21 protein-coding genes are annotated in these 26,075 nt (G+C 61.5%); 2 read left to right on the top strand and 19 right to left on the bottom strand.

From position 1 onward, the window contains the following. Positions 1–6 precede the first annotated feature (6 nt). The 8 genes from ACZ5TH_RS02660 to recO all read right to left on the bottom strand — a co-directional run bounded on the left by ACZ5TH_RS02660 (position 7) and on the right by recO (position 13,074). Complete coding sequence (locus ACZ5TH_RS02660; protein WP_460987714.1) at positions 7–714, bottom strand: OmpA family protein; 708 nt, start codon at positions 712–714, stop codon at positions 7–9. A gap of 46 nt (positions 715–760) precedes the next feature. Continuing rightward, complete coding sequence (locus tag ACZ5TH_RS02655; RefSeq protein ID WP_464794517.1) at positions 761–7,456, bottom strand: beta strand repeat-containing protein; 6,696 nt, start codon at positions 7,454–7,456, stop codon at positions 761–763. Between the two features lie 716 nt (positions 7,457–8,172). Continuing rightward, positions 8,173–8,736, bottom strand: a complete 564-nt coding sequence (locus tag ACZ5TH_RS02650; protein ID WP_464794516.1) for a tetratricopeptide repeat protein — start codon at positions 8,734–8,736, stop codon at positions 8,173–8,175. Positions 8,737–8,801: 65 nt separating this feature from the next. After that, entirely contained in the window at positions 8,802–9,593 is a 792-nt protein-coding gene (locus ACZ5TH_RS02645) for a LysR family transcriptional regulator (protein WP_464794515.1), read from the bottom strand. Further along, positions 9,590–9,988, bottom strand: coding sequence for a Co2+/Mg2+ efflux protein ApaG (gene apaG, locus ACZ5TH_RS02640; RefSeq protein ID WP_449471576.1), 399 nt, complete (start codon positions 9,986–9,988; stop codon positions 9,590–9,592). The genes ACZ5TH_RS02645 and apaG overlap by 4 nt, the downstream gene beginning before the upstream one ends. Before the next feature lie 33 nt (positions 9,989–10,021). Further along, positions 10,022–11,230 (bottom strand): O-succinylhomoserine sulfhydrylase, encoded by a 1,209-nt coding sequence (gene metZ / locus ACZ5TH_RS02635; RefSeq protein ID WP_460987710.1) that lies wholly within the window; start codon positions 11,228–11,230, stop codon positions 10,022–10,024. A gap of 10 nt (positions 11,231–11,240) precedes the next feature. Continuing rightward, on the bottom strand, positions 11,241–12,287 hold the full coding sequence (leuB, locus tag ACZ5TH_RS02630) for a 3-isopropylmalate dehydrogenase (RefSeq protein WP_464794514.1): 1,047 nt from the start codon (positions 12,285–12,287) through the stop codon (positions 11,241–11,243). Positions 12,288–12,339: 52 nt separating this feature from the next. Continuing rightward, positions 12,340–13,074 carry a DNA repair protein RecO gene (gene recO, locus ACZ5TH_RS02625; protein ID WP_464794513.1) on the bottom strand — a complete coding sequence of 245 codons (735 nt, stop codon included), beginning with the start codon at positions 13,072–13,074 and terminating at the stop codon, positions 12,340–12,342. Between the two features lie 164 nt (positions 13,075–13,238). On the opposite strand from recO, the gene ACZ5TH_RS02620 reads away from it, so the two are divergent. Both ACZ5TH_RS02620 and ACZ5TH_RS02615 read left to right on the top strand, forming a co-directional pair. After that, on the top strand, positions 13,239–14,915 hold the full coding sequence (locus ACZ5TH_RS02620) for a sensor histidine kinase (RefSeq protein WP_464794512.1): 1,677 nt from the start codon (positions 13,239–13,241) through the stop codon (positions 14,913–14,915). Beyond that, a complete protein-coding gene (locus ACZ5TH_RS02615; RefSeq protein ID WP_464794511.1) occupies positions 14,915–15,568 on the top strand; it encodes a response regulator in 654 nt (217 codons plus the stop codon). The genes ACZ5TH_RS02620 and ACZ5TH_RS02615 overlap by 1 nt, the downstream gene beginning before the upstream one ends. A gap of 114 nt (positions 15,569–15,682) precedes the next feature. Here ACZ5TH_RS02615 and ACZ5TH_RS02610 read toward each other — a convergent pair whose 3' ends face one another. Genes ACZ5TH_RS02610 through ACZ5TH_RS02560 form a run of 11 tightly spaced genes read right to left on the bottom strand, consistent with a single transcriptional unit; the run spans position 15,683 to position 26,074 of the window. Beyond that, positions 15,683–15,943: a DUF1467 family protein gene (locus tag ACZ5TH_RS02610; protein ID WP_464794510.1), complete on the bottom strand. Its 261-nt coding sequence runs from the start codon at positions 15,941–15,943 to the stop codon at positions 15,683–15,685. Between the two features lie 11 nt (positions 15,944–15,954). Continuing rightward, positions 15,955–17,592, bottom strand: coding sequence for a ribonuclease J (locus ACZ5TH_RS02605; RefSeq protein WP_464794509.1), 1,638 nt, complete (start codon positions 17,590–17,592; stop codon positions 15,955–15,957). Then, positions 17,592–18,371, bottom strand: coding sequence for a type III pantothenate kinase (locus ACZ5TH_RS02600; protein WP_464794508.1), 780 nt, complete (start codon positions 18,369–18,371; stop codon positions 17,592–17,594). The genes ACZ5TH_RS02605 and ACZ5TH_RS02600 overlap by 1 nt, the downstream gene beginning before the upstream one ends. Positions 18,372–18,387: 16 nt before the next feature. Next, positions 18,388–19,047 (bottom strand): biotin--[acetyl-CoA-carboxylase] ligase, encoded by a 660-nt coding sequence (locus tag ACZ5TH_RS02595; RefSeq protein WP_464794507.1) that lies wholly within the window; start codon positions 19,045–19,047, stop codon positions 18,388–18,390. A 44-nt stretch (positions 19,048–19,091) separates the two neighbouring features. Then, complete coding sequence (gene nuoN / locus ACZ5TH_RS02590) at positions 19,092–20,528, bottom strand: NADH-quinone oxidoreductase subunit NuoN (RefSeq protein ID WP_464794506.1); 1,437 nt, start codon at positions 20,526–20,528, stop codon at positions 19,092–19,094. Next, positions 20,528–22,102: an NADH-quinone oxidoreductase subunit M gene (locus ACZ5TH_RS02585; protein ID WP_464794505.1), complete on the bottom strand. Its 1,575-nt coding sequence runs from the start codon at positions 22,100–22,102 to the stop codon at positions 20,528–20,530. Before ACZ5TH_RS02585 ends, nuoN begins: the two co-directional genes overlap by 1 nt. Next, positions 22,102–24,138 carry an NADH-quinone oxidoreductase subunit L gene (gene nuoL, locus ACZ5TH_RS02580; RefSeq protein ID WP_464794504.1) on the bottom strand — a complete coding sequence of 679 codons (2,037 nt, stop codon included), beginning with the start codon at positions 24,136–24,138 and terminating at the stop codon, positions 22,102–22,104. The genes ACZ5TH_RS02585 and nuoL overlap by 1 nt, the downstream gene beginning before the upstream one ends. Positions 24,139–24,144: 6 nt before the next feature. Next, on the bottom strand, positions 24,145–24,429 hold the full coding sequence (nuoK, locus tag ACZ5TH_RS02575; RefSeq protein ID WP_019053664.1) for an NADH-quinone oxidoreductase subunit NuoK: 285 nt from the start codon (positions 24,427–24,429) through the stop codon (positions 24,145–24,147). Positions 24,430–24,446: 17 nt separating this feature from the next. After that, positions 24,447–25,058 (bottom strand): NADH-quinone oxidoreductase subunit J, encoded by a 612-nt coding sequence (locus tag ACZ5TH_RS02570; RefSeq protein WP_464794503.1) that lies wholly within the window; start codon positions 25,056–25,058, stop codon positions 24,447–24,449. Positions 25,059–25,091: 33 nt separating this feature from the next. Then, positions 25,092–25,574: an NADH-quinone oxidoreductase subunit NuoI gene (nuoI, locus tag ACZ5TH_RS02565; protein ID WP_464794502.1), complete on the bottom strand. Its 483-nt coding sequence runs from the start codon at positions 25,572–25,574 to the stop codon at positions 25,092–25,094. Further along, on the bottom strand, positions 25,571–26,074 hold the full coding sequence (locus ACZ5TH_RS02560; RefSeq protein ID WP_464794501.1) for a hypothetical protein: 504 nt from the start codon (positions 26,072–26,074) through the stop codon (positions 25,571–25,573). Before ACZ5TH_RS02560 ends, nuoI begins: the two co-directional genes overlap by 4 nt. Position 26,075 lies beyond the last annotated feature (1 nt).

The following is a 26,075-nucleotide window of genomic DNA, read 5'->3' as shown; positions in this document are numbered from 1 at the left end:
CTCCCCTCAATTGGTGCTGGCAGTGACTTCGACCCGACGGTTCATCGGTTCGCGCACATTGTCGGCAGTTTCGATTTTCAGCTGGGTCTCGCCCAGCCCGCTGACGGTCATCGCGTCCATCGCGATGCCACCCTGGCTCATCAGCCCGGCGACATTTTGCGCCCGGCGCAGCGACAAGCCGTCATTATAGCCCTTGCCGCCCGACGTATCGGTGTAGCCGGTGACGCCGAACCGCGTCCAACCGCACTGGGCGGCCGATTGCGTGATCTGGTTGATCGTCGCCGCGCCCTCGGGCAGCGGCGTGTCCATGTTCCAGTCGAAGAAGATGGACACCGCCGGTGCCGTGCAGTCCAGCGCGGGTGGGGCTGAAGCTGCGGTCGGCACCGGCGGCGGTGGCGGCGCCGAAAGGCGTGCCACAAAGTCGTCGCACTTATTGATGCTGTCCGCATCCTTAGTGCCGGATTTCATGAAGCCCAGCGCAATGCCGCACTGGTTCTTGGCCTCTACGGCCCAAGTCCAGCGGCTGTCCTGCGCTGCCCGTAAGCTTGCGTCGCCCGCCGCCGCAACCGCCGTGTCATAACGGCTCTTGAGCGCGCCTTTGAGCTCCGAATTGCCCATCTGCATGAGGGGCGAAGCGGGTGCCGCCAAGGCCCCCGTCGACATCATCCCCGCCGCTAGGCCGAAGGAAGCGATGCTTCTCAACCTGTTCCGCATAATCATTCTCCCCCAATATTCCCGCGAGAAATCCAAACTATGGCGATCACCCGTGAGCGACCGCCATCGCTTCATGCGCGACCATCGCCGCATCGAAGACACTGGCCGCCATCGCCATCAGATGGCCTGCATCGGCAGCGTCGCCCGCAACAGAATTGAGCAGCACTGGCGCATGCTCGCCCCCCGGCAACGCGGCCAGCAGCGCATCGATGTTTGGCGTCCCCGCATGTCCCAAGGCCTCGGCTACCACCTGTGCTGCTTGAGCATTCGGAGCCGCCTCATGCGCCGCAACGAGCGCTGCCGCATTGCCGTCGAAGACCGGGAGATTGACCGCCTGGGCGAGCAAACCCTGATGATCGTCCAGCGCGGGCTGCGCTTGGCCATCATCATTGGCGGCATGAACCGGTGCATCATCGCCGCCCGAAAGCGTTGAATGATCTGGAGCCGAATCGTCGCTGCCGCTGTGGCTCGTCTGCTCGACCGGCTGATCCGCACCATGGCTATCCTGGCTTTCGCTCGACACCGATGTGCTTGCGTCGCCTTCGTTGGCAGGCTCGGACGCCGTGCTAGTTGTAGCCGTCGGTGCGGTATCCACCGTCGTCTCGGCCTGAGCGACGACCGGGGCAGGCGCCTGCTCCAACGTCTCGACAGTACCGGCCACCGCCACCAGGCTCGCCGCTATCAACGCCTGGTTGAAGCCGCTGGTGGTGCTTTCCGTCTTGGCGAGATCGACATCCTTGGAGGTGGCGAACACCACGTCACCGACAGTGCCCGTCGTGCCGTCAGTACGGTTGAAGGTCGCTTCCCCCAGCACTGTCACGTCGCCGCCAGCTGCCTGATAGCTCTGGCCATCAGAGGTCAGCTTGATCGATGCGATGCCCATATCGGCCAGCGACTTGAACTCACCGCCATCGACCACACTGTTGCTGTTCAGATCCTGCCAGACGCCGAATTCGGAGTAGGCGGCATCATGGGCGTCGAACACAGCGTCGCCATTGCCATCATAGGCAAGGCGCAGGCCCTCCAGATCGCTCTTCGCCCCCGGTGCATCGTCCGCAAAGACGATGTCGTAAGAACCGCCGATCGCATGAGCGAGCAGGCCGTCGTCGGACGAGACCCATGCCGTGCTGACCGTGCCGCTGCCATAATCGTGGGTGACACCCAGCGAACGATCGACAAATTCCAGACCGTCGCCGTCCAGATCTATCGCGACCGGCGGAACCGGCGCTCCGCCTTGGAACGTAACATCAATCGTGGTGGTGGGTGTCGTGCTGGTGACAATGTCGCCATCTGCGTCCTTCACCGTGACTGCGAACTGCAGCACCTGATCGTCAGGAATGACCTGCTGCGTTACGCTGAAATTTTCAACGCGCGCCGCTGGATTGCCGCTCTCGCTGTAATCGAAGCGGACAACCATGTGATCGAAATCGAGTGTCGGATCGATATCGACATGGGTGATCCCGTCAGCATCCTTCGTGACGAGGAAAGTCCCGGTTTGAAGTGGCAACGCACCAGCTGTCGGCGTGCCGCCCGCATAGGTCGCCCAGCTCACCGTCACCGTCGATGTGTTCGGCTGGAAATTAACGTCGAAGCTCAGGGACGAAGAGTCGTGATTACTGAACAGGAAGCCTTCATTGTCATTGATGAGGTTGTTCGCCACGCCAAAACCGTTGCCCGACGGATTGATCGTCGACCCATCGTTGGTGAAGGCTTGGGCGGTGGTCGTCCCGTTGGCGTAAGAAACGCCGTCGAACACCTGCCCGCCTGGCAGAGTAACCGTCGTGTAATTGCCAGGCGCGATGTTGCTGAAGCTGAGCGGCGTATCGACCACTGGTCGCGTAGTCAGCACGTCCACCGTATAATCGCCTGTCGCCTGATCAACGGATACCGTGAAATAGGGGTTGCCGTTCACGCTGGCCGTCAACGTTCCGGTGCCGTCGCCCGTGTAAACGATGCCCGCTATGTCAGTCAGGTGGGTGAGCGTGATGCTGCCCGCCTGATCGGCACCATAGGTGAAGCTGACGTCATTCCCGCTGTAGGTGTGAATGGAATTCGCCACCGACAAATCGGTAACGGAAGACAATGTCGGAACATCATCCACGATAGAGACGACGATGGATCCAGGCGTCGCATCGCTGTCGCCAGTGGCGTCGGTCACCGTCATGCTGATCGTGTCGGTCAGCGGGTTGATCTCGCCCTGGCCGCTGTGCGTCAACGCATGATCCAGCGTATAGCTGTAGCCATAGGTCACGACGCCGTTCACATCTGGCGCCGAGATCGAGGTGATCGTCAGCACGCCCTTGCTCGTGAACACCTGCTGCCCCACCGCCGTGATCGCCTGCGCTGGGTTGAGATCGCCATCGAGCGTCAGCGTGTAGCTCTCGCCATTGGCGTTGACCGTGAACTGGCCGGTCGTGTCGGTCTCGCTGGTCGCACCATGCTGCAAACCATCCGCCAAGCCATCCTCATAGACCGTGCTCGTGTCGCCCGTCACATCGGGCACGCGGCCATCCTGGTTCAGGCTGATCACCAGCTGGGCCAGGTCTGTGTCGCCGTCCCCATCCTTGATCTGGTAGGTGAAGGTCTCGCTCGTCACGCCCGCCGGGATCGACGCGGTCTTGAGCGTGTAGGTATAGCTGCCGTCCGACTTGATCAGCAGGTCGCCATAGGTGCCGCTGATCGTCGTGCCTGCCGCGCTCACCCCCGTCAACGCGCCGCCGCCTGCCTCCGTGCCGACCCGCGCCCCCGTCACCGCACCGCCAACCGCCGCGCCATCCGCGCCGATCGTGTCCGCCGTGCCATCGGTCGAATTAGCGTCCGTGCCGCCAACCCCAGTGAACACATTGCCGTCAGCCTTGTTGTCAAGACCCTCCGTCACGCTGTCGGCATCATTGACCGCATGCGGCGCATCATCGACGATCCGCACGACCAGCGTATCGCTGCCGCTGGTGCCGCTGACGCCGGTCACGCTCACCGTGACGCTGTCGTCAAACTCGGTGAGGGTCGCGCCCGTCTTGCTGTCATTGTCGATCGTCGCGAGCAGCGTGTAGCTGTAGCTTACCGCTCCGGTCGCCGCATTATAGCCGGTCAGCAGCAGCGTCCCCTCGCCCGTATTCACAACGCCATTGGTCGTGCCGAACGCCTGCATCTGCGCCAGGGTGAAGCTCGTGCCCCCCACCGTGATGCTCGCGATCCCGTCGGTCGCGCTCACCGTGAAGCTGCCGCTGGTCACATGGCTGCCGTCATGCGCCGTGCCGCTCGGCAGGCCCGCCTCATAGACGGTCGCGTCAGGGCCGTTCAGCGAGGCCGTCACCACGGTCGCGCTGTCGTCCGCGCCCTTCACCGTGATCGTCAGGGTCGCGGGCGACTGGTCGCCATCGGCATCCTGCATCGTGTAATGGAGCGTGAAGTCCTGGCTGAACCCGCTGCCCAGCGCCTGCGTCGCGGCCCGGCTGTTGTCCAGAACATAGCTCCAGCTGCCATCGCTGTTCTGTACCAGCGTGCCGTAGCTGTTGAGCTGCGCCACCACCGCTGCGTCCGCACCCCAGGCGACAAAGCTCTTGGGCGTGTCCGCGCCAGACACGTCGTTGGTCAGCACATTGCCAGACAGGCTCCCCGCCACATCCTCGGTCAGCGTGCCGCCCGCATCATTGACCGCATGCGGCGCATCATCGACGATCCGCACGATCAGCGTGTCGCTGCCGCTGGTGCCGCTGATGCCGGTCACGCTCACCGTGACGCTGTCGTCAAACTCGGTGAGGGTCGCGCCCGTCTTGCTGTCATTGTCGATCGTCGCGAGCAGCGTGTAGCTGTAGCTCACAGCCCCCGTCCCGGCATTGTAGCCGGTCAGCAGCAGCGTCCCCTCGCCCGTGTTCACAACGCCATTGGTCGCGGCGAACGCCTGCATCTGCGCCAGGGTGAAGCTCGTGCCCCCCACCGTGATGCTCGCGATCCCGTCGGTCGCAGACACCGTGAAGCTGCCGCTGGTCACATGGCTACCGTCATGCGCCGTGCCGCTCGGCAGGCCCGCCTCATAGACGGTCGCGTCAGGGCCGTTCAGCGAGGCCGTCACCACGGTCGCGCTGTCGTCCGCGCCCTTCACCGTGATCGTCAGGGTCGCGGGCGACTGGTCGCCGTCCGCGTCTTCCATGACGTAATTCAGCGTGAAGTCCTTGCTGAACCCGCTGCCCAGCGCCTGCGTCGCCGCCCGGCTGTTGTCCAGCACATAGCTCCAGCTGCCATCGCTGTTCTGCACCAGCGTGCCGTAGCTGTTGAGCTCCGCCACCGCCGCCGCGTCCGCGTCCCAGGCAACAAAGCTCTTGGGCGTGTCCGCGCCAGACACGTCGTTGGTCAGCACATTGCCAGACAGGCTACCCGCCACATCCTCGGTCAGCGTGCCGCCCGCGTCATTGACCGCAACCGGTGCATCATCGACGATCCGCACGACCAGCGTGTCGCTGCCGCTGGTGCCGCCGACGCCATGGACGTCGATCGTGACGCTGTCGTCAAACTCGGTGAGGGTCGCGCCCGTCTTGCTGTCATTGTCGATCGTCGCGAGCAGCGTGTAGCTGTAGCTTACCGCCCCGGTCGCGGCATCGTAGCCGGTCAGCAGCAGCGTCCCCTCGCCCGTATTCACAACGCCATTGGTCGTGCCGAACGCCTGCATCTGCGTCAGGGTGAAGCTCGTGCCCCCCACCGTGATGCTCGCGATCCCGTCGGTCGCGCTCACCGTGAAGCTGCCGCTCGTCACATGGCTGCCGTCATGCGCCGTCCCGCTCGGCAGGCCCGCCTCATAAACGGTCGCGTCAGGGCCGTTCAACGAAGCCGTCACCACGGTCGCGCTGTCGTCCGCGCCCTTCACCGTGATCGTCAGGGTCGCGGGCGACTGGTCGCCGTCCGCATCCTGCATCGTATAATGGAGCGTGAAGTCCTGGCTGAACCCGCTGCCCAGCGCCTGCGTCGCCGCCCGGCTGTTGTCGAGCACATAGCTCCAGCTGCCGTCGCTGTTCTGCACCAGCGTGCCGTAGCTGTTCAGCTCCGCCACCACCGCTGCATCCGCGCCCCAGGCAACAAAGCTCTTGGGCGTGTCCGCGCCAGACACATCGTTGCTCAGCACATTGCCCGACAGGCTGTTGGCAGCATCCTCGACGACAATATTGCCGACATCGTCAACCGCCTGCGGCTGATCATCGACGATGCCGATGGTCAGCGTCGTGCCTGCGGTGTCTCCATCGCTGTCGGTAATGGTGACGGCGAAGCTATCCTTGGTGTTGTCGCCCGAGGTGGCCGTTCCCAACGTGTAGCTATAGCTGTATCCGGACGCCGGGGACCCGGTCACGGTCAGGGTGCCGAAGCTGCCCTGGACGGTCCCGCCATTGGTCACATCCACATTATTGATGACCAGCGAGCCGACCGTGTCGTTTCCTGTCGTGACGATCAGAGTTCCGGCGGCGGTCTCCGCGGTGGAGTCAGCATTAGAACCATTGGGGTTGAGCGCAGACTCATCGACCAGCGTGTCCGATCCAGCCTGAACCTCAACGGTCGGCGTAGAATCGGGCTCCAGGGTGACAGTGACTGTCGCCTGTGAGGTATCGCCATCGCCATCCTGAATCTGGTAGACAAAGGTTGCCGTGCCTTCCTGCCCAGCCGCCGGAGTGAAGGTGAACAGCCCGGCCGCGGGGTCGTACGCCACCGCTCCTTCTGCTGGACCGCTGACAATCGTCACGCGCACGGCGGGATTATTGTCGATATCGACCCCATCTGCGCCGAACACATCGTTGGCAAAGGCGCTGATGACGACCGGCGCACCCTCTGTACCCTGGTGAGCCACGTCATCGTGCGCGGTAGGCACATCGTCGATAACGTTGACCACCAGCGTCTTGGTGACGCTGTCCCCGTCAGCATCGGTAACCGTTACCGTGAAATTGTCGGTCACGGTATCGCCCGAAGTATTGTCCGCTAATGTATAGCTGTATTCGATCGCACCTGGAGCAACACTGGTGATCGTCAGCGTGCCGTGGGCGCCGGTGATCGTTTGCCCCGGTCCAGTGACGACCTGGCCGTTGATGCTGATCGTTGCGGGTGTATCGACCGCGACATAGGTGATGGTGCCGGCTGTCGTCTCGACCGGGGCCGGTTCGTTCGAACCAGGAGATCCGCCGGGACGGTTTACCGTTCCCAGGCCGGACTCGTCCACGACCGTGCCAGGGCCGGAGGTGGGGACCTCCAGTTCAGGCACATGATCTTCCTCATTCGGCGCGATGGGGAGGATTTCACGCTGTTCAGGCTGCGTAAAGGCCAATTCGGTCGGCGGGAGCAGATCGCCCAGGCCGTGAGGATTTCCGACGTCGCCCTCGGCTGCCAGGAAATTGCCGCCAGAACTGCGAGCCGGACCAGCAGCGGGCTGCGGTTCCTCGCCGATCAACAGCGCCGCAAGGTTGACCGAAGGGATTTCCACGTCGCCGACAACGATGTGCGGCATTACGACCGCGCCGTCCAGGATCACCATCTGAGTGCCGTCCGGCAACGTGACGATCAGGTTGCGGCCATCGACCTCTATTTGATTGATGTCGGTTCCGGCAGGAAGGACGACAACGCCATCCGGGCCAGCGGCCACCGTGCGCATTGTGCCTGGCTGGATATGGTGCCCCTTCACCCGAGCAGCGAGTGCATCCAATACCGGGTCATGCGCTTGCTGACGGTCAGCGGCGGCATCGACATTCCATTCGCGCTCGAAATCCATCTTTCCATCCCACCTGTCATCATGGGACGGATCAAAGAAGTGCGCAGAAGATTGCTTCCTCAACGCGCATGCATCGAGAAATTCCATCTTCATCGACTCATGGCATTAGCGGATCAGCTATTGCCCATTGTCTGCGATCTTCCGTTGGCAAGGCCTTATTGGCCCTCCCCGCCCCGGATTAATACTATCGTCTTATGCTTCTGACCCGATGAGCGATCATATTAGGCGGGGATAAATAGAGTCACCTAAAATCAACTTTTGTTAACCATTTAAATACGATAGCGGCCGAAAAATAACCCATGCTCTATTACTACAGATATACGTATTTCACATGCAGTATATCGTTGGTCTTATACCCTGCATTTAATGCAGGCTAATGATCGGAGTGCTGTCCGGCAACGACTCGGAACGCACCGCTGAAGCTATAGAGCTACTTTCGGGTGTCCTGGTGGCCAGGGATGTCTCGGAAACGATAAGCGGACGGCCAGCCCTTCGGCCAGCCGCCCGCTCATTTTTGCGACCCAACGGAATTATGTTCGGTGCCAACGCCCACTCCCCCAACTCATGCCAATGCACGCACTGACCAGACATTTAGGGGGAAATGAACGTCGCCGTCCGATGGTGGAATGGGGATAGCAGCGGCGGATGGTTTAGCAATTCACCCTAAGGGCTATAATCATCGATATAGTCGGCGAATGGAGGCGGAAACGCGATCGTCAGTTCACCGGAATAACTGGATCGGGCTTGGGCATTTGCGCCGCTATTTTTTCCATACGCTGCGTGCGCTCGCTGGCGGTGCCTGTTGTCCGGCGAAAGAGATCCAATGCATAGCCCACCAACGGCCCAGCTGCGTCCATCCGTTTGCGCGCCAGATAGAAATCGATCAGGTTTTCCAGCGCCATCTGGCAATTGGGGTCATCTTCGCCCCGCGTGCGCAAATAGCTGTCGAATACTCGGCGGAGCAATTGTTCAGCCTCGCGATGATTGCCCATTCCTTCCAGTAATAGAGCCAGATCATTTGCGGAAATCAGCGTGCGCGGATCATCAGCCCCGAATAGTTCATCGGCCAGCGCCAACGCCTTGCGCGCAGCTTCTGTGCCTTCAGACAGTCGCCCGCCTGTGTAAGCGGTCTGCGCTTCCGCCACCAATGATCGCCATTGCTTCTCTCGCGCCTCGGTAACATCGGCAACATAGGGTGCTTGCCCCCATGCGGGAGGCGCCAGGCAAAGCAGCAGCAGCGCACATGCTCGCCCGCTATGGTTGAAGCCGCGAAAGGTCATCCTCCTACTCCTCGATGCGCACGACGGCCTCGCCCCAGCAAAAGGCCGGAAGCGAAAGCCTCGGTTCAGGAGAGAAGCGCCTCGATCAGCGCCTTCACCTTCTTCTGCCGCCATTGAGGCAGCGGCGCGATCAACCAATAGGCCAGCGTAGACGCCTCCGGCTCCCCCACTTGCCGCACCCTACCCGCCTCGATATCGGCTTGTGCGAGCAGCAGCGGCACGGTTGCTCGTCCAAAGCCGTTGATCGCGGCTTCGATGGCGAGCCCAGCGTCAGCAACCCGGATCGCCGCCGGTTCGCTTGCCGTGGGACAGCCCGGCCAATCGACGCGATGCGCCGGACTTCCCCCAGCCGCTTCGACCGTAACGAAACTCGCCTCGCCCAGCTTCACCCCTTCATGTTCGCCTGGCCCGTCGGCCAGCCGCAATGCGAGGTCCAGATTAGCCTCCGTGAAATCCAGCGTCTCGTCCGCTGCGACCAGAGCGAATTTGAGATCGGGCTGGCTCGCCGCATAGCTGGCGAGGCGCGGTTGCAGCCATTTTGCCGTGACGTCTCGCGGGGCTGCGATGGTCAGCGAAGAACTGGATTGTCCCGCCTGCATCGCTCGCACGGCTTCTTCAAACTCCAGAAAGCCCGCGCGCAAGGCTTCAAGGCCCGCTTCGGTTTCCGGGGTCAGTTCCAGACCCTTGGGCGTCCGGCGGAACAGGACAACGCCCAGCAAATCCTCCAGCGCCCGGATCTGCTGGCCAACGGCTGCCGGGGTCACCGCCAGCTCATCAGCAGCCCGAGTAAAGGAAAGGTGTCGCGCAGCCGCATCCAGCACGCGCAGACCGTTCAACGGCAAATGCGTACGCTTCATTCGGCAATCGCCGGAGCTACGAGCGCGAAATGAGGGATAGCGATGTCGAACGTCTCCCCGCTGGCGCCGATCATATGATAATGCCCGCGCATCGATCCTGTCGGCGTGTTGAGGGGGCAACCCGAAACATAGTCATAGCTTTTCCCCGGTTGCACCACCGGCTGCTCGCCCACGACGCCATCGCCATCCACCCGATGCTGTACGCCACGCCCGTCGGTGATCACCCAATGGCGCGTCAGCAATTGCACGGGCTGATCCCCGCTATTTTCGATACGGATATGGTAGGCCCAAAACCAGCGCCCCCGGTCAGGCTCTGACTGTTCCGGCAGGAACGTAACGGCAACATGCACGTTGATATCACGTGTGGTCGCATGAAAGGGAAAGAGCGCGTTCACGTTAAAAGAAATGCGCCTTTCCCCCTGCTTTCGTCAACGGCCTATCGACTTCAGAGCGCGATCAAGATCCTCGATCACATCATCCGCATCTTCAAGGCCGACATTCAGCCGCAGCATGTCTTCGGTGATGCCCACTTCCAGCCGCGCCTCTTCGGCCATGCCGAAATGCGTCGTCGAGGCGGGATGGGTCATCAGCGACCGGGAGTCCCCGATATTATTGCTGATATCGACCAGCTCCAGCCCGTTAAGCAGGCCATGGGCCTCTTTCCGTCCGCCACCGACATAGAGCGAGAAGATAGGCCCTGCCATCTCCATCTGCTTTGCCGCCAGAGCATATTGCGGATGGCTTTCCAGCCCCGGATAAAGGACCTTCGCCACCCGGCCCTCCAGAAACTTCGCTACCTTAAGGGCGTTCTCGCTCTGGCGGCGGATGCGCAGGTCCAGCGTCTCCAACCCCTTCAGCACCACCCAGGCGTTGAACGCGCTCAGCGTCGGCCCCGTATTGCGGTGGAACGGCAGCAGCGTATTGATGATGAAGTCTTCGGTGCCACAGATCGCACCGGCCAGGACACGGCCTTGCCCGTCCATCATCTTGGTCGCGCTATAGGCGACCACATCCGCCCCGAATTCCATCGGTCGCTGAAGCGCTGGCGTCGCGAAAGCATTGTCGACCACGCTGACGATGCCATGCTTCTTCGCGATGCCGCACACCGCCTCCAGGTCCACGACATCCATCGTGGGGTTGGCGGGCGTCTCGAAGAAGAACACCTTCGTGTTGGGCCGCACAGCCGCTTCCCAGGCAGCATTGTCCGTTGCATCGACGGTCGTCGTCTCTATCCCGAACTTCGGCAACAGCGTGTCCGTCAGCCAGCGGCATGACCCGAACAGCGCCTTGCCAGCAACCACATGGTCGCCCGCCGACAACTGACACAGCAGTGCCGCCGTCATCGCCGCCATGCCGGTGGCGGTAGCACGGCATGCTTCGGCGCCTTCCAGCAGCGCGATGCGCTTTTCCAGCATCTCGACCGTCGGGTTTTGCAGGCGGCTGTAGGTCATGCCCTGCTGCTCGCCCGCGAAGCGCGCCGCAGCGTCTTCGGCGCGATCGTAGCAATAGCCGCTGGTCAGAAATAGCGCTTCGGACGTTTCGCCCCATTCGCTGCGCGCGCTGCCGCCCCGCACCGCAAGCGTAGCGGGTCGCCAATTCTTGGTGATCGCCGGGTCCTGCCCGCTCCTGCGCTTCATCGCTTCTTCCTTACTTCAGAGCCGCCAGCACCGCGTCGCCCATCTCCACCGTAGTCATCTTTCCGCCAAGGTCAGGGCTGCGCGCGCCATTGGCAAGCGCCCTGGCAACCGCAGCCTCGATCCGGTCAGCCTGTTCCGGCATGCCCAGCGAGTAGCGCAGCATCATCCCCGCCGACAGGACCGTTGCCAGCGGATTGGCCTTGCCCTGCCCGGCGATGTCGGGAGCGGACCCATGGATCGGCTCGTACAGGCCCTGCTTGCTGTCGTTGAGGGTCGCTGATGCCAGCATGCCGATCGATCCGACGCACATGCTCGCCTGATCCGACAGGATATCGCCGAACATGTTGCCCGTAACGATCACATCGAATTGGCCCGGATCGCGCACCAGCTGCATCGCGGCATTATCGACATACATGTGGGACAGGGCAACGTCGGGATATTCAGCCGAAACCTCGATCATCACGTCACGCCACAGCTGGCTGGTTTCCAGAACATTGGCCTTGTCCACCGAGCAGAGCTTGCCCCGGCGTGCGCGCGCAGCCTGGAAGCCCTGATGCGCGATCTTGCGCACCTCCTCTTCATTATAGGACATGACGTCATAGCCTTCGCGCAAGCCGTTCGCGGTCTTGCGCATGCCCTTTTCACCGAAATAGACGTCGCCATTGGTTTCGCGCACGATCAACAGGTCGATGGCGCTCGCCACCTCCTTCTTCAGGGCAGACGCGTCCGCCAGTTCCGGAAAGACCTTCGCGGGCCGCAGGTTCGAAAACAGCCCCAGCGCCTTGCGCAGGCCAAGGATCGCCTGCTCGGGCCGCAAATGCCGCTCCAGCGAGTCGCAATCGGGATCGCCGACCGCGCCAAACAGGATGGCGTCCGCGCGGCGTGCGATATCCAGCGTCTCGGGCGGCAACGGGTGGCCCACGGCCTTGTAAGCAGCGCCGCCAACCAGCCCTTCCTCATAGGTCAGGCCATCAATCGCCAAGGCGTCGAGCACGCGCCGTGCCTGCGCAATGATCTCTGGGCCGATACCATCTCCGGGGAACAGGGCGATCAACATGGCGCGAAAACTCCTTCAATGTCGTGGCCGCCCCTTATGAAGCCGCCGCGCCTCACGCAACCGCTCTTTTCAACCTGTCGACCAGCCTTTCGCGCGCGGCCAGCGTGTCGGCCCTCCAATCGGTCAGTACCGACCGTTCCAGAAAGAAGCCGGTCAGCCGTAATCCGTCCAATATGCCAGGCCAGTCGCCGCTGCCTCCCTCCAGCAGAAAAGGCGGCAGCGGCAGCAACCGGCTCTCATATCCCTCAGCACCCGTCCTGCTGACCGCCGCCGCGCTGCGCGGGCTTACAAAGGCCAGATCTTCGGCACCACCTGTCGCTGCGCACCGGCCAAAATCGAGGCCAAAGCCCAGTTCTGCCAACAACAACAGTTCGTAGCGCACCAGAGCCGCCGCCCATCCCCGCGCGGCGGGCGCCGCGTCGATCGCGCCCAGCACGCCATCCAAAGCCTGATAGAGCATGGGATATGGCGTCCCTTCCGGCAGAGCCGCCGCCGTTAGCGCGCAGACCCAGTCGATCGCCGCGGCAGGCAAGGGCTCGGATAGCAAAGGTGCGCGGCTATGCTCCATTTCGACGGTCAGCCCGGCAAGCTGCTCTTCGGTCCGAGCCCGGAACTCCGCCTTCACGCTATTTCCCGGCAGCAGCACCGGCCGCAAGGCGCGAGATCGGCCTCCACGCACATAGCCCGCCAACAGTCCGTGATCCGGCGTCAGAAGGCGCGCAATGGCTCCATGTTCACCATGGGAACGGACCCCGCAAACCAGGGCAGGAGTGATCAGCACCGCCATGCGTCATCCTTAACCGTGCCGAGCCCTTGGCGCCACTGCTGGGCGCGCACCAGATGCCGGGGTCGATATAGGTTGTTTCTATTGCCTGCCTGTGGTGAAACATCCATGTGGGAGTCGGGGGACAAGCCACCATGTTGAATATGCCCAAGGCGTCATCTTCCGCGATGGATCGCCTGGTGCTCTGGTTGGGTCGATCACCGACGCTGGGTTTTGCCGTATCCCGCGTCGCTTTTGCCGTTGCCGCCACGTGGCAGATCGGCGCGATGTTCAACAACGAACCCGACTTCGCCCGCACCATCACACTTTTGCAGTGCGGCGTCTGGCTCTGGACCGTGTTCGGCATTGTGCAGCATATGCTGGCGCCGCCGCTTGGCTTGCTGCTCCGGCCCCTGTCACTGATCCTCGACGCGATCATCTTCCTGACGGTGATCGCCCTATGCCAGCCTTTGCAGATCGCAGCCCTCGCGTGCCTGTTTTTCGTTGCCTGGTCGGCGTCGGAGCGTTTCGGCCGTGGCTCGATAATCGTCCTTGCTCTTTGCCTCGTTCTCGCTTTCCTGGCGCGGGGTTCCTACGAAAGCTGGGCTGCCGAACGGCATGTGGCGGAGGTGGATCGAGCGATCGATGGGATCACGGTGATCATCGGCTGCACCATCGCCGCGGCGATGCTCAGCATGTCGATCCTGGAAAGGCGGCTTATCGATTGGTCGGAACGATTGCAGGCCGTCGGGCTGTCTTTCCAAAAATCTCTTCCGCGCTTCGTGGTGGAGCAGATATCGGAACTGATGGCGGCCCGCTATTGCGCTCTCGTCTGGCAGATGGACGATGGCCCCATCAACTGCGAGCTTATCAATGGCGACGGCGTCCATGCCATCAGCCTGCCGCAGCCGCAGGTAGAAGCATTGCTGGGCATCGCACCGCCGGAAGCGCCCTTTCTCTATTCCGGTCAATCAAGCCGCCTGTTGCTGCGCAACCGCCTCGGCATCACGCGCAATGAAAAGGCTTCTCACCTGACGGAAGCGATATCCGACCTGCTGGGCGCAGGGCAGGGTTTGAGCTTTCAGGTTCAGGCCGGTGAGCTGCGCGGCCGCATTTTCGTCGGCACGCGCCATGGCTGGTCGCCTGCCGCCCTGCTCCGCGCGCTCCGCATCCAGGAGGGGCTGGAACTCTTCCTCGAAAGGCATTTTTTCCTGCTCGCCTGGCGCGATCGAACCTTTGCCGAAGCGCGGCTCGCGCTGAGCCGCGATCTGCACGACAGCGTTCTTCAGACCCTTGCCGCCCTTCGCGTCCGCCTTGTGACCGCACAACATGGGCTTGCCGCTATCGAAGCCCCGCATCACCTGGCCGAATTACATGCGATGGAAGAACTCGTCACCGCCGAACAGGCTCATCTGCGCCGCCTGCTCAATGTGACCGGGAACAGCCCGGACGATGTCGATCTGGTCCGCGATGTCGAAAGCTGCTGCCGCTTCATTGCCCTGCAATGGGGAATTGAGTGTCGGCTGAACCCGGTAGACCATCCCATGATGGTCACATCTGAAACGGCAGCGGAAGTAGAGTTCCTACTCCGGGAGGCTACCGCCAACGCCGTAAAGCACGCCGCCGCCCAGCATATTACCGTCTCACTTGCTCAGGCCGATGATGAGATAATGATCGCGCTCAAGGACAATCCGGGCGACCGGGGGATCGAGCAGCAAAGCTATACTGGCGACTTCGAACTGCAATCGCAGTCCATCATGAAACGGTTGGGCAAGATCGGCGGCACCGCCTATTTCCACAACTTAAGCATGAATTCATTAATTTCGATTAGATTACCTTCATCCTTGCCGAGGTCCCCAATATGATGGCTCAGATTGCGATAGTCGACGACCACCCCATCTTCCTGGATGGCATGGCGCAGTTTCTGAGTTCGCACGGGCATAACGTCGTCTTCTGCGCGCGTTCTGTCAGTGAAGCCATCTCCCGCCTTCAGGATGATCAGCCGGACCTGCTGGTCCTGGATGTGAGCATGAAGGACGGTGGCGGCCTCGCGATCCTGTCTGCCATCCGCGACAGCGGTAGCAATGTTCCGGTTATCTTCATGACCGTCCACATCCGCCCTGATCAGACGCTGGAGGCGATTAAGCTCGGCGTGGATGGGGTGGTGTTGAAGGACAGCGATCCCAATGAACTGCTCTCCTGCATCACGCAGGTTCTGGGCGGCAACAAAAGCATTGCGCCCGCCGTGATGGAACAGGCGCTTGTGCACAGCATCTCGGCCCCGCCGAACGACAACAACGCGCTTTCCAGCCTAACCGACAGGGAAATGGAGATTGCCGGACTTATCCGGGCCGGCCTCCGCAATCGCGAAATCGCCGCTCGGTGCGGCCTGACCGAAGGAACGGTCAAGGTGCACCTGCACAGCATCTTTCAGAAGCTCGGCATCAAATCCCGGTCGGAATTGATCATCATGATGTTGTCGATGGACAGCGCTATACCGGCGGTCGGCCTGCACTGAACCGGTCAGCTACCGCCACCAGAGCATCAAGTGAGCTGTCCGGACAACTCATCCGTTCGGACTGCGCTTGCCAAAGCTCGCGACGGTCTCTGCACCAACGCTATCTTACGACCATCACGAAGGATGCGTCAGCCGCTCCAGCGTGACCCAGCCCTCGACATAATTGGCATAATATAGCCCGAACAACAGCGCCGACAGGGCCGTCGCACGTAACGCAACGACGCCCGGCCGGAAGTTGCTGGGCGCACTGTCAGCCTGCCCTTGCAGCATCACCTCACCCGTTTCGTCGGGCGTCCGGATGCCGAAAGGCAGAACGATGAACGCGCTGATCACCCAGAACAGCACATAAATAGCCAGGATTGCGTACCAGTTCATGATGCGGAGCCTTAGGCGCGAATGAGCAGGACGTCCACCACCGGCTTCTTGCCTGTCCAGCGCGTGGCCGTCCGCCGCACCGCCAGCCGTACCCGCTCGCGCAACGCCTCTTCCTCTAGCGGCCCCTTCGACACAGCCTGCGCCGCCTCGTCAGCCGCCTCCGCCAAGAACGCTGCCTTATCCTCTTCCACCGGCACGCCTTGGGTACGCAACGCGGGCTCACCCATCAGCTTGCCCTTACGGTCCAGCGCCACCGCCACGCTGATCTGCCCATGCAGCGCGACCTTGCGGCGCTCGTTCATCGTGGAACCGTCCGCGGGCAGGATCACATCGCCATCCAGAACGAGCCGCCCCGTGGCCTCATGCCCGATGATCTCGGGACCATTCGGCGCCAGCCTCAACATATCACCATTGGACTGCACGATGGCGCTGGGGACGCCACTTGTCAGACCAAGCCGCGCCTGCTCCGCCATGTGCCGCCGCTCGCCATGGACGGGCAGCAATATCTGCGGCCGGACCCAGCGATACATGGCTTCAAGTTCGGGTCGCCCCGGGTGGCCCGAAACATGGACCTCGGCCTGGCGATCCGTCACCATCAGCACGCCCTTGGTCGCCAAAGCATTTTGAATACGCCCAATCGCGATCTCGTTACCCGGTATCTGCTTGGACGAGAAAACAACGAGGTCCCCGGTGTCCAGCTTGATGGGATGACTGTCGAAAGCAACGCGAGACAGGGCCGCACGCGCTTCACCCTGCCCGCCCGTGGCGATGATCATCACCTCGTTACGGGGCAGCGCCATTGCGTCATCCCAATCGACCGTCGGCGGGAAATCCTTGAGATATCCTGCTGCCTTAGCGGTCGAGATGATCCGGTCCAGCGATCGCCCGGCGACGCACAGCTTGCGTCCGACTGCATTCGCCACTTCGCCAAGCGTCTGCAAACGCGCCGCGTTGGAGGCGAAAGTAGTAACCAGCACCCGCCCCTTCGCGCCGGTGATCGTCTGCATCAGCCCTTCGCGCACATCAGCTTCGGAGCCGCTCGCCTCGGAATTGAATACATTCGTACTGTCGCAAACAAGCGCCAGCACCCCCTCATCACCGATCGCGGTCAGCTCCTCGGGGGTCGAAGGCTGGCCCAGCAATGGCTTCTCGTCGATCTTCCAATCGCCCGTGTGGAAAACACGTCCGTGAGGCGTGTCGATCAGCACGGCATTACCCTCGGGGATTGAATGAGCCAGCGGCACATAGCGGAAGCCAAAAGGCCCCAGCGCGAAGCTGCCTTCATTGTCGATGACATTCAGCTTGACCTCTTTGGTCAGCCCTTCTTCCTCCAGCTTCAGCCTGATAAGGCCCGCCGTGAAGGGCGTCGCATAAAGCGGCACGCCAAGGTCAGCGGCCAGATAGGGGATGGCACCGATATGATCTTCATGCCCATGGGTGAGCACGATGCCGAGCAGGTCCTCACGCCGCTCCTCGATGAAGGACAGATCGGGCAGCACCAAATCAACGCCAGGATAAGCCGGGTCGGCGAAGGTCAGGCCAAGATCGACCATCACCCACTTGCCCTGGCAACCATATAGATTGACGTTCATGCCAATCTCTCCCGACCCGCCAAGGGCCAGGAAGAGCAGCTCGTCTTTAGGTATCATCAGTTCTTCAAACTCCGTTCGTGCAACAGCGCGAGACCCAAAATGGTCAGGTCCGGCGCGATTGCATCGAAAATTTCACTATTCTCATCAAACAGGACGGCCAGGCCGCCTGTCGAAATCACTTTGGCCGGGCGGCCAATCTCCGCCCGCGTCCGGGCTACTAGCCCTTCCATCATCGCGACATAGCCCCAGAAAACGCCGATATGCATCTGCGCTTCCGTCGTACGACCGATAACCGATCGGTTCTCCGGTGGCGCGATGGCAATCTTTGGAAGCTTGGCAGCGGCCGAGACCAATGCATCGAGCGACAGGTTGATCCCCGGCGCAATGATGCCGCCCTTGTAAGTCCCCTGATAATCGATGACGTCGAAGGTAGTCGCGGTTCCAAAATCGATGACGATCAAATCGCCTTCGTACAAATGGTGGGCGGCAATAGCGTTTACAACGCGGTCGGCACCCACGGACGCGGGCTCCGCCACGTCCAGTTCAATGCCCCACTCGACCGGCGCCTGCCCCGCAACCAGCGCGGCCGTCTTGAAATATTTCTCCGCCAGCACCTGAAGATTATGCAGCGCGCGTGGAACAACGGTGGCGATAATGACCGCATCGACATCCGCAAGGGCATAGCCTTCCAGCATCAGCAACTGGTTCAGCCACACGGCATATTCATCCGCCGTCCGTCGCGGGTCGGTCGCGATCCGCCAACGCGCGCGAATCTCCCGCCCGTCAAGCAGTGCGAAAACCACATTGGTATTGCCCGCGTCGATCGCGAGAAGCATGGCCCGTCCCCGGATATCAGATGAGAAGGATGTCGCCCGCATGAATGGCACGGGTATCGCCATTCGCCAAGCGGAGGATCAGCATCCCTTGCTGATCAAGCGTATCGAAACTGCCCTCGACGGTCTCGCCGTCAGGCTGAACGACCCGCATCGCCGTGCCGCTGGGATGCGCGTTCAGCAACCAATGCGCCCGCACCGGCTCCAGCCCTTGCGCGCGCCAGATGGCCAGCCAATGTTCGAATAATTCCGCCAATCTTTCCAGAAGCGGGCCAGCTTCTGCATCCTCGGCCCCCTGCGCCGCCAGACTGGTAACAGGCCGGTCCAGCCCAACCGGGTGGCCCACCACATTGATGCCGATCCCCACGACGATGGCATCTCCCGCACGTTCGAGCAGAATACCCGCGATCTTCGCGCCATCGACCAGAACGTCATTGGGCCATTTGATCCGCGCTTGCCCCTCGCACAATGGTGCAACCAGCGCATGCACCGCGTTTGCTGCGACCAGAGCCAGCAGATGGGCAGGCGGATCCCCCGCTCTCAGCCGAACCAGCGTGGAACAATAGAGATTGCCCGCAGGACTTTCCCAAGTCCGGCCCATGCGACCACGGCCACCCACTTGTCGTCCCGCGCGCAGCCACGTCCCTTCGGCCACGCCCTGCTCCGCCGACGCCAGCATGTCGGCGTTGGTGGAGCCAGTCTCTTCGACGAAGCGAATATCGCTCAGAATAGCGACGCCGCCGCTGCTGCGCTTGCCTTGTCCAGCACGGGGTTCAACAGATATCCGACCACGATCACAGCCGCGCAGGCAGTCAGGATGATATTCTCGACCGCCCCGCCCCGCGCTTCGTAAGCTGCGGCAGGCTCATCGAAATACATCGTCTTGATGATCTTCAGATAATAGAATGCGCCAATCACCGAAGCCGCGATGCCGAATGCGGCCAGCGCGGTCAGCCCCGCAGCCACCGCCGCATCGAACACCAGAAACTTCGCCCAGAAGCCGAACAGCGGCGGGATACCCGCCATGGAGAACATGAAGATCGCCAGCGCAGCAGCCAAGCCCTTACGCGACTGCGACAGACCCGCAAGGCTCGCGATGCTTTCCACCGGACGTCCTTCGGCGTCCCGCATCTGCAAGATACAGGCAAAGCCGCCGATCGTCATCACGACATAGATCGCCATATAGCTCATCGTCGCCGCCACGCCCGCAGGCGTCGCCGCGGCAAGGCCGATCAGCGCGAAGCCGACATTGTTGATCGACGAATAGGCCATCAGACGCTTGATGTTGGTCTGGCCGATGGCCGCCACCGCGCCGAAGATAATCGAAGCCAGCGCCACGAAGATCACGATCTGCTGCCAGTCGAGGCCGGCAGGACCAAGCGCCTCGATCGCAACACGTACCGTCAGCGCCATAGCAGCCACCTTGGGCGCGCTGCCGAAGAAGGTCGTAACCGGCGTCGGCGCACCTTCATAAACGTCGGGCGTCCACATATGGAACGGCACCGCGCTCATCTTGAAGGCAAGACCAGCCAGCAGGAACACCATGCCGAACAGCTCGCCCTTACCGACGCCATCGCCCAACGCGACGGCGATGCCATCAAAGCTCGTGCTGCCGGTAAAGCCATAAAGCAGCGCCGTGCCATAGAGCAGGATGCCACTCGCCAGCGACCCGAGCACGAAATATTTGAGACCCGCCTCAGAGGACCGCTCATCCTGACGCATGAAGCTCGCCAGCACATAGGCGGCCAGGCTCTGCATCTCCAACCCGACATATAGCGTCAGCAAATCACCGGCCGACACCATCATGCCCATGCCGATGCTGCTGAACAGGATCAGGACGGGATATTCCGGCCGCAACGCGCCATCGACGAGGAAGTAGCGCGGCGCCAACAAAATTGCGGCACCCGCCGAACCATAAATAAGTGCCTTGGCGAAAACCGAAAATGCATCGGCACGCACCAGCCCGTCAAAGGCGAGTGGCCCATGCGCCAGGGAAACCGGCAGCATCAAACCGGCGACGAGCAGCGTCAGCACCGACAGCCAGTTGACGGCGCGCGCCGTCCCGTCACCGCCAAAAGCGGCAATCAGCAGAAGGACCAGGCCACCCGCCGTAAGGACAAGCTCCGGCAAAACGGCAAGAAGGGAAGCGGAATCAATCATCAGTGCGCCTCCCCCGACGCTTTTTCATGGGACATTGCACTATGGTCTTCGCCCTGATGAGCCGCCGCCGGTGGGACAGCCGGACCCATCTTGATCCTGGAATCGCCCGCCGGAGCCGCAGAGGCAATGCGGGCTTCCAGCGCCCGAATGTCAGACCGCATCGGCGCCAGGAAGCTTTCGGGATAGATGCCCATCCACAGGACGGCAGCAGCGATCGGCGCCAGCAGCCACATTTCCCGCATCGACAGGTCGGGCATCGCTGCTGCATCGGCATTCTTCTGCTCGCCATAGGCAATGCGGCGGTAGAGATAGAGCATATAGGCCGCGCCCAGAATGATGCCTGTCGTGCAAACCAACGCGACCCAGCTCGAAGCCTGATAGATGCCCATCAGCGCCAGGAACTCACCCACGAAGTTGCTCGTACCCGGCAGGCCGACCGACGCCATGGTGAACAGCAGGAACAGCACCGCATATTTCGGCATGTTGATGCTAAGGCCGCCATAGCGCGAAATCTCGCGGGTATGCAGACGGTCATAGATGACGCCGACGCACAGGAACAGCGCGCCAGACACCAGGCCATGGCCCAGCATCACCATCATCGCGCCTTCGATGCCCGCCTGGTTGAAGGCGAACAGGCCGACCGTCACGATCGCCATATGCGCAACCGAGGAATAGGCGATCAGCTTCTTCATGTCGGTCTGCACCAGCGCGACGAGGCTGGTGTAAACCACCGCCACCATCGACAGGCCCCACACCAGCCACGCCAGCTGCGCCGAAGCTTCCGGGAACATGGGCAGCGAGAAGCGGATGAAGCCGTAGCCGCCCATCTTCAGCAGCACGCCCGCCAGAATGACCGAACCGGCCGTCGGCGCCTGAACGTGGGCGTCAGGCAGCCAGGTGTGGACCGGCCACATCGGCATCTTGACAGCAAAGCTCGCAAAGAAGGCCAAGAACAGCCAGACCTGCACATGCGGATCGAAATTATAGGCCATCAACGTCGGGATGTCGGTGGTGCCCGCGTCGTGGACCATCCACATCATCGCGATCAGCATCAGCACCGATCCGAGCAGCGTGTAGAGGAAGAATTTGTAGCTGGCGTAGATGCGATCCGCGCCGCCCCAGATGCCGATGATCAGATACATCGGGATCAGGCCGGCTTCAAACATTACGTAGAAGAGGTACAGGTCCTGCGCCGTGAAGACGCCGATCATCAGCACCTCCATGAACAGGAAGGCCGCCATATATTCGCCGACGCGCTTCTCGATCGCCTGCCAGCTCGCCCCGATGCAAATCGGCATCAGGAACACGGTCAGCATGATCAGCACCAACGCGATGCCGTCGATCCCCAGCGCCCAGGCAAAGCGGCCGAAAATCGGCGCATATTCCTGGAACTGCCACTGCGCCGCGCCGCCCGACTGGTCGAAATTCGCCCAGAGCAGGACGCCGAGCGCCAGATCGACCAGCGTCGCCAACAACGCGATCCAACGCGCCTGGTTCGCACCCGCATAGAGACAGGCGATGGCCCCCGCCATCGGCACTGCCATCATCAGGGAAAGGATGGGGAAGCCGTCCATTATCGTGTCATCGCCCAGGTTGCGGCCGCGGCGAGGCCGATCAGCATCACCAGCGCGTATGTGTAGAGGTAGCCGGACTGAAGCCGACGGGTGACTTTATTGCCCTGTACGACCAGCGCGGCGAGCCCGTTCGGCCCGAAGCGGTCGATGAAGCCGACGTCACCGAACTTCCAGAAGAAGCGGCCGATGGCAAAGGCAGGCTTGACGAACAGGAAGTGATACAGCTCGTCAAAATACCATTTGTTGAGCAGGAACTGGTACAGAACCCCGAACTCCGCCACGAAACGGCGCGGCCAATCGGTATTCTTGATGTAGCTGAGCCACGCGATGACGAAGCCGGTCAGCATCACCGTGAACGGCGCGAACTTGACCCAGTTGGGCACCTCATGGCTCGCATGCATCAGGTGACTGTCGAACGCCAGCGCCCCCTTCCAGAACTCGACGCCGCCTTCAGCCCCGATGAACTGGTCATGGAAGATGAAGCCCGCGAACACCGCGCCCAGGCTCAACAGCACCAGCGGCAGCAGCATGACCCAGGGGCTTTCATGCGGATGATAGCCCGCCGTGCCGGTCAACTCCGGCCCATGATGGCCATGATCGTCATGGGTTGTCTCTTCGTCCGGCGATTCATGGTGGCCCTGCACCGCATGCTGGATATGCTCTGAAGCGGCCCAGCGCGGCTTGCCGAAGAAGGTCAGGAACACCAGACGCCAGCTGTAGAAGCTGGTCAGCAGCGCCGCGAAGGTGCCGACAAGGAACGCCCCCACGCCATTGCCGCCCGCCGCGAAGGCCGATTCCAGAATCGCGTCCTTCGAATAGAAGCCTGCAAACCCATAACCAAGCAGCGGAATGCCCACACCCGTGATCGCCAGCGTACCCAATGTCATCGTCCAGAAGGTGATCGGGATCTCCTTCCTCAGGTTGCCATAATAACGCATGTCCTGCTCATGGTGCATCGCGTGGATGACTGAGCCCGCCCCCAGGAACAGCAGCGCCTTGAAGAAGGCGTGTGTGAACAGGTGGAACATCGCCGCGCCATAAGCGCCAACACCCGCCGCAAAGAACATGTAGCCCAGCTGCGAGCAGGTCGAATAGGCGATCACGCGCTTGATGTCATTCTGTACCGTGCCGACCGTCGCCGCGAACAAACAGGTCGCCGCGCCGATGAAGGTGACGAAGCCCAGCGCCGTCGGCGAGGTTTCGAACATCGGCGACAGGCGACACACCATGAACACGCCCGCCGTCACCATGGTCGCCGCGTGGATCAGCGCCGACACCGGCGTCGGGCCTTCCATCGCGTCCGGCAACCAGGTGTGGAGGCCAAGCTGCGCCGACTTGCCCATCGCGCCGATGAATAGCAGCAGGCAGAGCACGGTCATCGTGTCGAAGCGATATCCGAGGAACCCGATGGTCGAACCGGCCATGGACGGCGCGGCGGCGAGGATTTCCGGGATCGATATGGTGTTGAACACCAGATAGGTGCCGAAAATGCCCAGCATGAAGCCAAGGTCGCCGACGCGGTTGACGACGAATGCCTTGATCGCGGCAGCGTTCGCGCTCGGTTTACGGAACCAGAAGCCGATCAGCAGATAGGAGGCAAGGCCGACGCCTTCCCAGCCAAAAAACATCTGGAGCAGGTTGTTGGCCGTCACGAGCATCAGCATCGCGAAGGTGAAGAGCGACAGATAGGCGAAGAAGCGCGGCTGATCCGGCTCCTCCTCCATATAGCCCCAGCTATAGAGGTGGACGAGGCTCGACACGCTGGTGATCACCACCAGCATGACCGCCGTCATCGCGTCAACGCGCAGCGCCCATTGAGCATCAAAACTACCCGACTGAATCCAGGTAAAGGCAGGCGCCACATAAGGTTCCGCATGCCCGGTCAGGAAGGCGATGAAGATCGGCCAGCTAAGCGCGCAGGAAACGAACAGCGCGCCCGTAGTGATGATCTTCGCAGGCAGCTTGCCCAGCGCCTTGTTGCCAAGGCCCGCGATGACAGCCGCGATGAGCGGAAGAAGGACGATAAGCTGGATCATCGAGCTTTAGCCCTTCATCCGGTTGACATCATCGACGGCAATGGTGCCGCGACCACGGAAATAGATGACGAGGATGGCAAGACCGATGGCCGCCTCACCCGCCGCGACAGTCAGCACGAACATGCTGAACACCTGCCCCACCAGATCGCCCAGGAAGGCGCTAAAGGCGACGAGGTTGATGTTCACGCTCAGCAGGATCAGCTCGATCGCCATCAGGATGATGATGACATTCTTACGGTTGATGAAGATGCCCAGCACCCCCATCACGAACAGGATCGCGCTGACCACCATATAATGCTGAAGGCCGATCACAGCTTCACCCCCTGCCCCACGGGCTGATTGACGTTGCGCACGGCATCCTGCGGACGGCGGCGGTTCTGACGGGCGATATTCTGACCCTTCACGCCGCCGCGTGCACGATGGGTCAGCACGATCGCGCCGATCATCGCCACCAGCAGAACGATGCCCGCTGCTTCGAACAGGAAGATGTAGCGCGTGTAGAGCAGCGTCCCGATCGCCTGGATATTGGAAACCTCAGGGTTCATCGGGGCGGCGCGCTGCGCCAGCTCGATCGGCCCCGCGCTCCAGATGCCGATCCCCAGCACAATCTCGGCCAGCAAAACCAGGGCGACCAGCATGCCAAAGGGCAGATAATCGACGAACCCAGCCCGCAATTCCGCGAAGTCGATGTCGAGCATCATGACGACGAACAGGAACAACACGGCGACCGCTCCCACATAGACGATGATGAGCAGCATCGCGATGAACTCGGCACCCAGCAGCACCATCAGGCCCGCCGCGTTGAAGAACGCGAGGATCAGCCACAGCACCGAATGAACCGGATTGCGCGACAGGATCGTCAGCGCGCCGCTGCACACCACCAAAGTGGCGAACAGGTAAAAGGCAAGCACGTGAATCACAGGATCATATATCCTCTTCGATCGGGTCGCGGCTTAACGATAGGGTGCATCGGCGGCAAGGTTCGCGGCGAGTGCGCGTTCCCATTTGTCGCCATTTTCAAGAAGCTTCGCCTTGTCGTAGATGAGCTCCTCGCGCGTTTCCGTTGAAAACTCGAAGTTCGGACCTTCTACGATGGCATCTACCGGGCAGGCTTCCTGACAGAAGCCGCAATAGATGCACTTCGTCATGTCAATGTCGTAGCGCGTCGTGCGACGGCTGCCATCGTCACGTGGCTGCGCCTCGATCGTGATCGCCTGCGCCGGGCACACCGCCTCGCACAGCTTGCACGCGATGCAGCGCTCTTCACCATTGGGATAGCGGCGCAGCGCATGCTCCCCCCGGAACCGCGGCGAAATCGGGTTCTTTTCATAGGGGTAGTTGATCGTCGCCTTGGGCTTGAAGAAATATTTCAAGGTCAGGGCGTGCGCCTTCACAAACTCCCAGAGGGTGAAGGATTTGATATAGTAGCCAATCATTTTTGGGCACCATTCGTGAAAGCAGAAAGCGTCACATCGAGCATTACGTCACAGAGACCGCGGTAAGTTCTGACGGGAGTAATCTTACCCTCCTGCGAGCTTTGCGCTTTGGGATCGAAATGACTTATATCGGCGAGGACAAGCTTACCGTCGTTAGAACGACTAAAAATACTCAAGAGCGCCGCGGGAGCCCCACCTCTGCTGCTTGGTTCGAAATAATTAACAGTGAATCTATCGGGCCATTCATCTGACACCCAAAAGGTCATCCGATTGCCTTCTGCAATGCCACCCCGAACAAACAACTTAGCCGCATCAACGAACTGCGGCGTTTTGACGTTTGTCCGATCCAACTGCCCATACCACAACGTCAGCTTTTCAGAACTCGCTAAACCAGTTTGGAAGCTGCAGTTGAAACCCTGCCCAAGTTTTTCCGGCACGGCAGCGCCAAGCGGCTGAGCAATCAGAGCAAGCGTCAATGTCAGAAGCACACGACTATTCATC

This window comes from Sphingobium sp. TomTYG73 (assembly GCF_055394245.1).
Note: the sequence above shows the minus strand (reverse complement) of the source record. Positions and strands in the feature narration are given on the sequence as shown.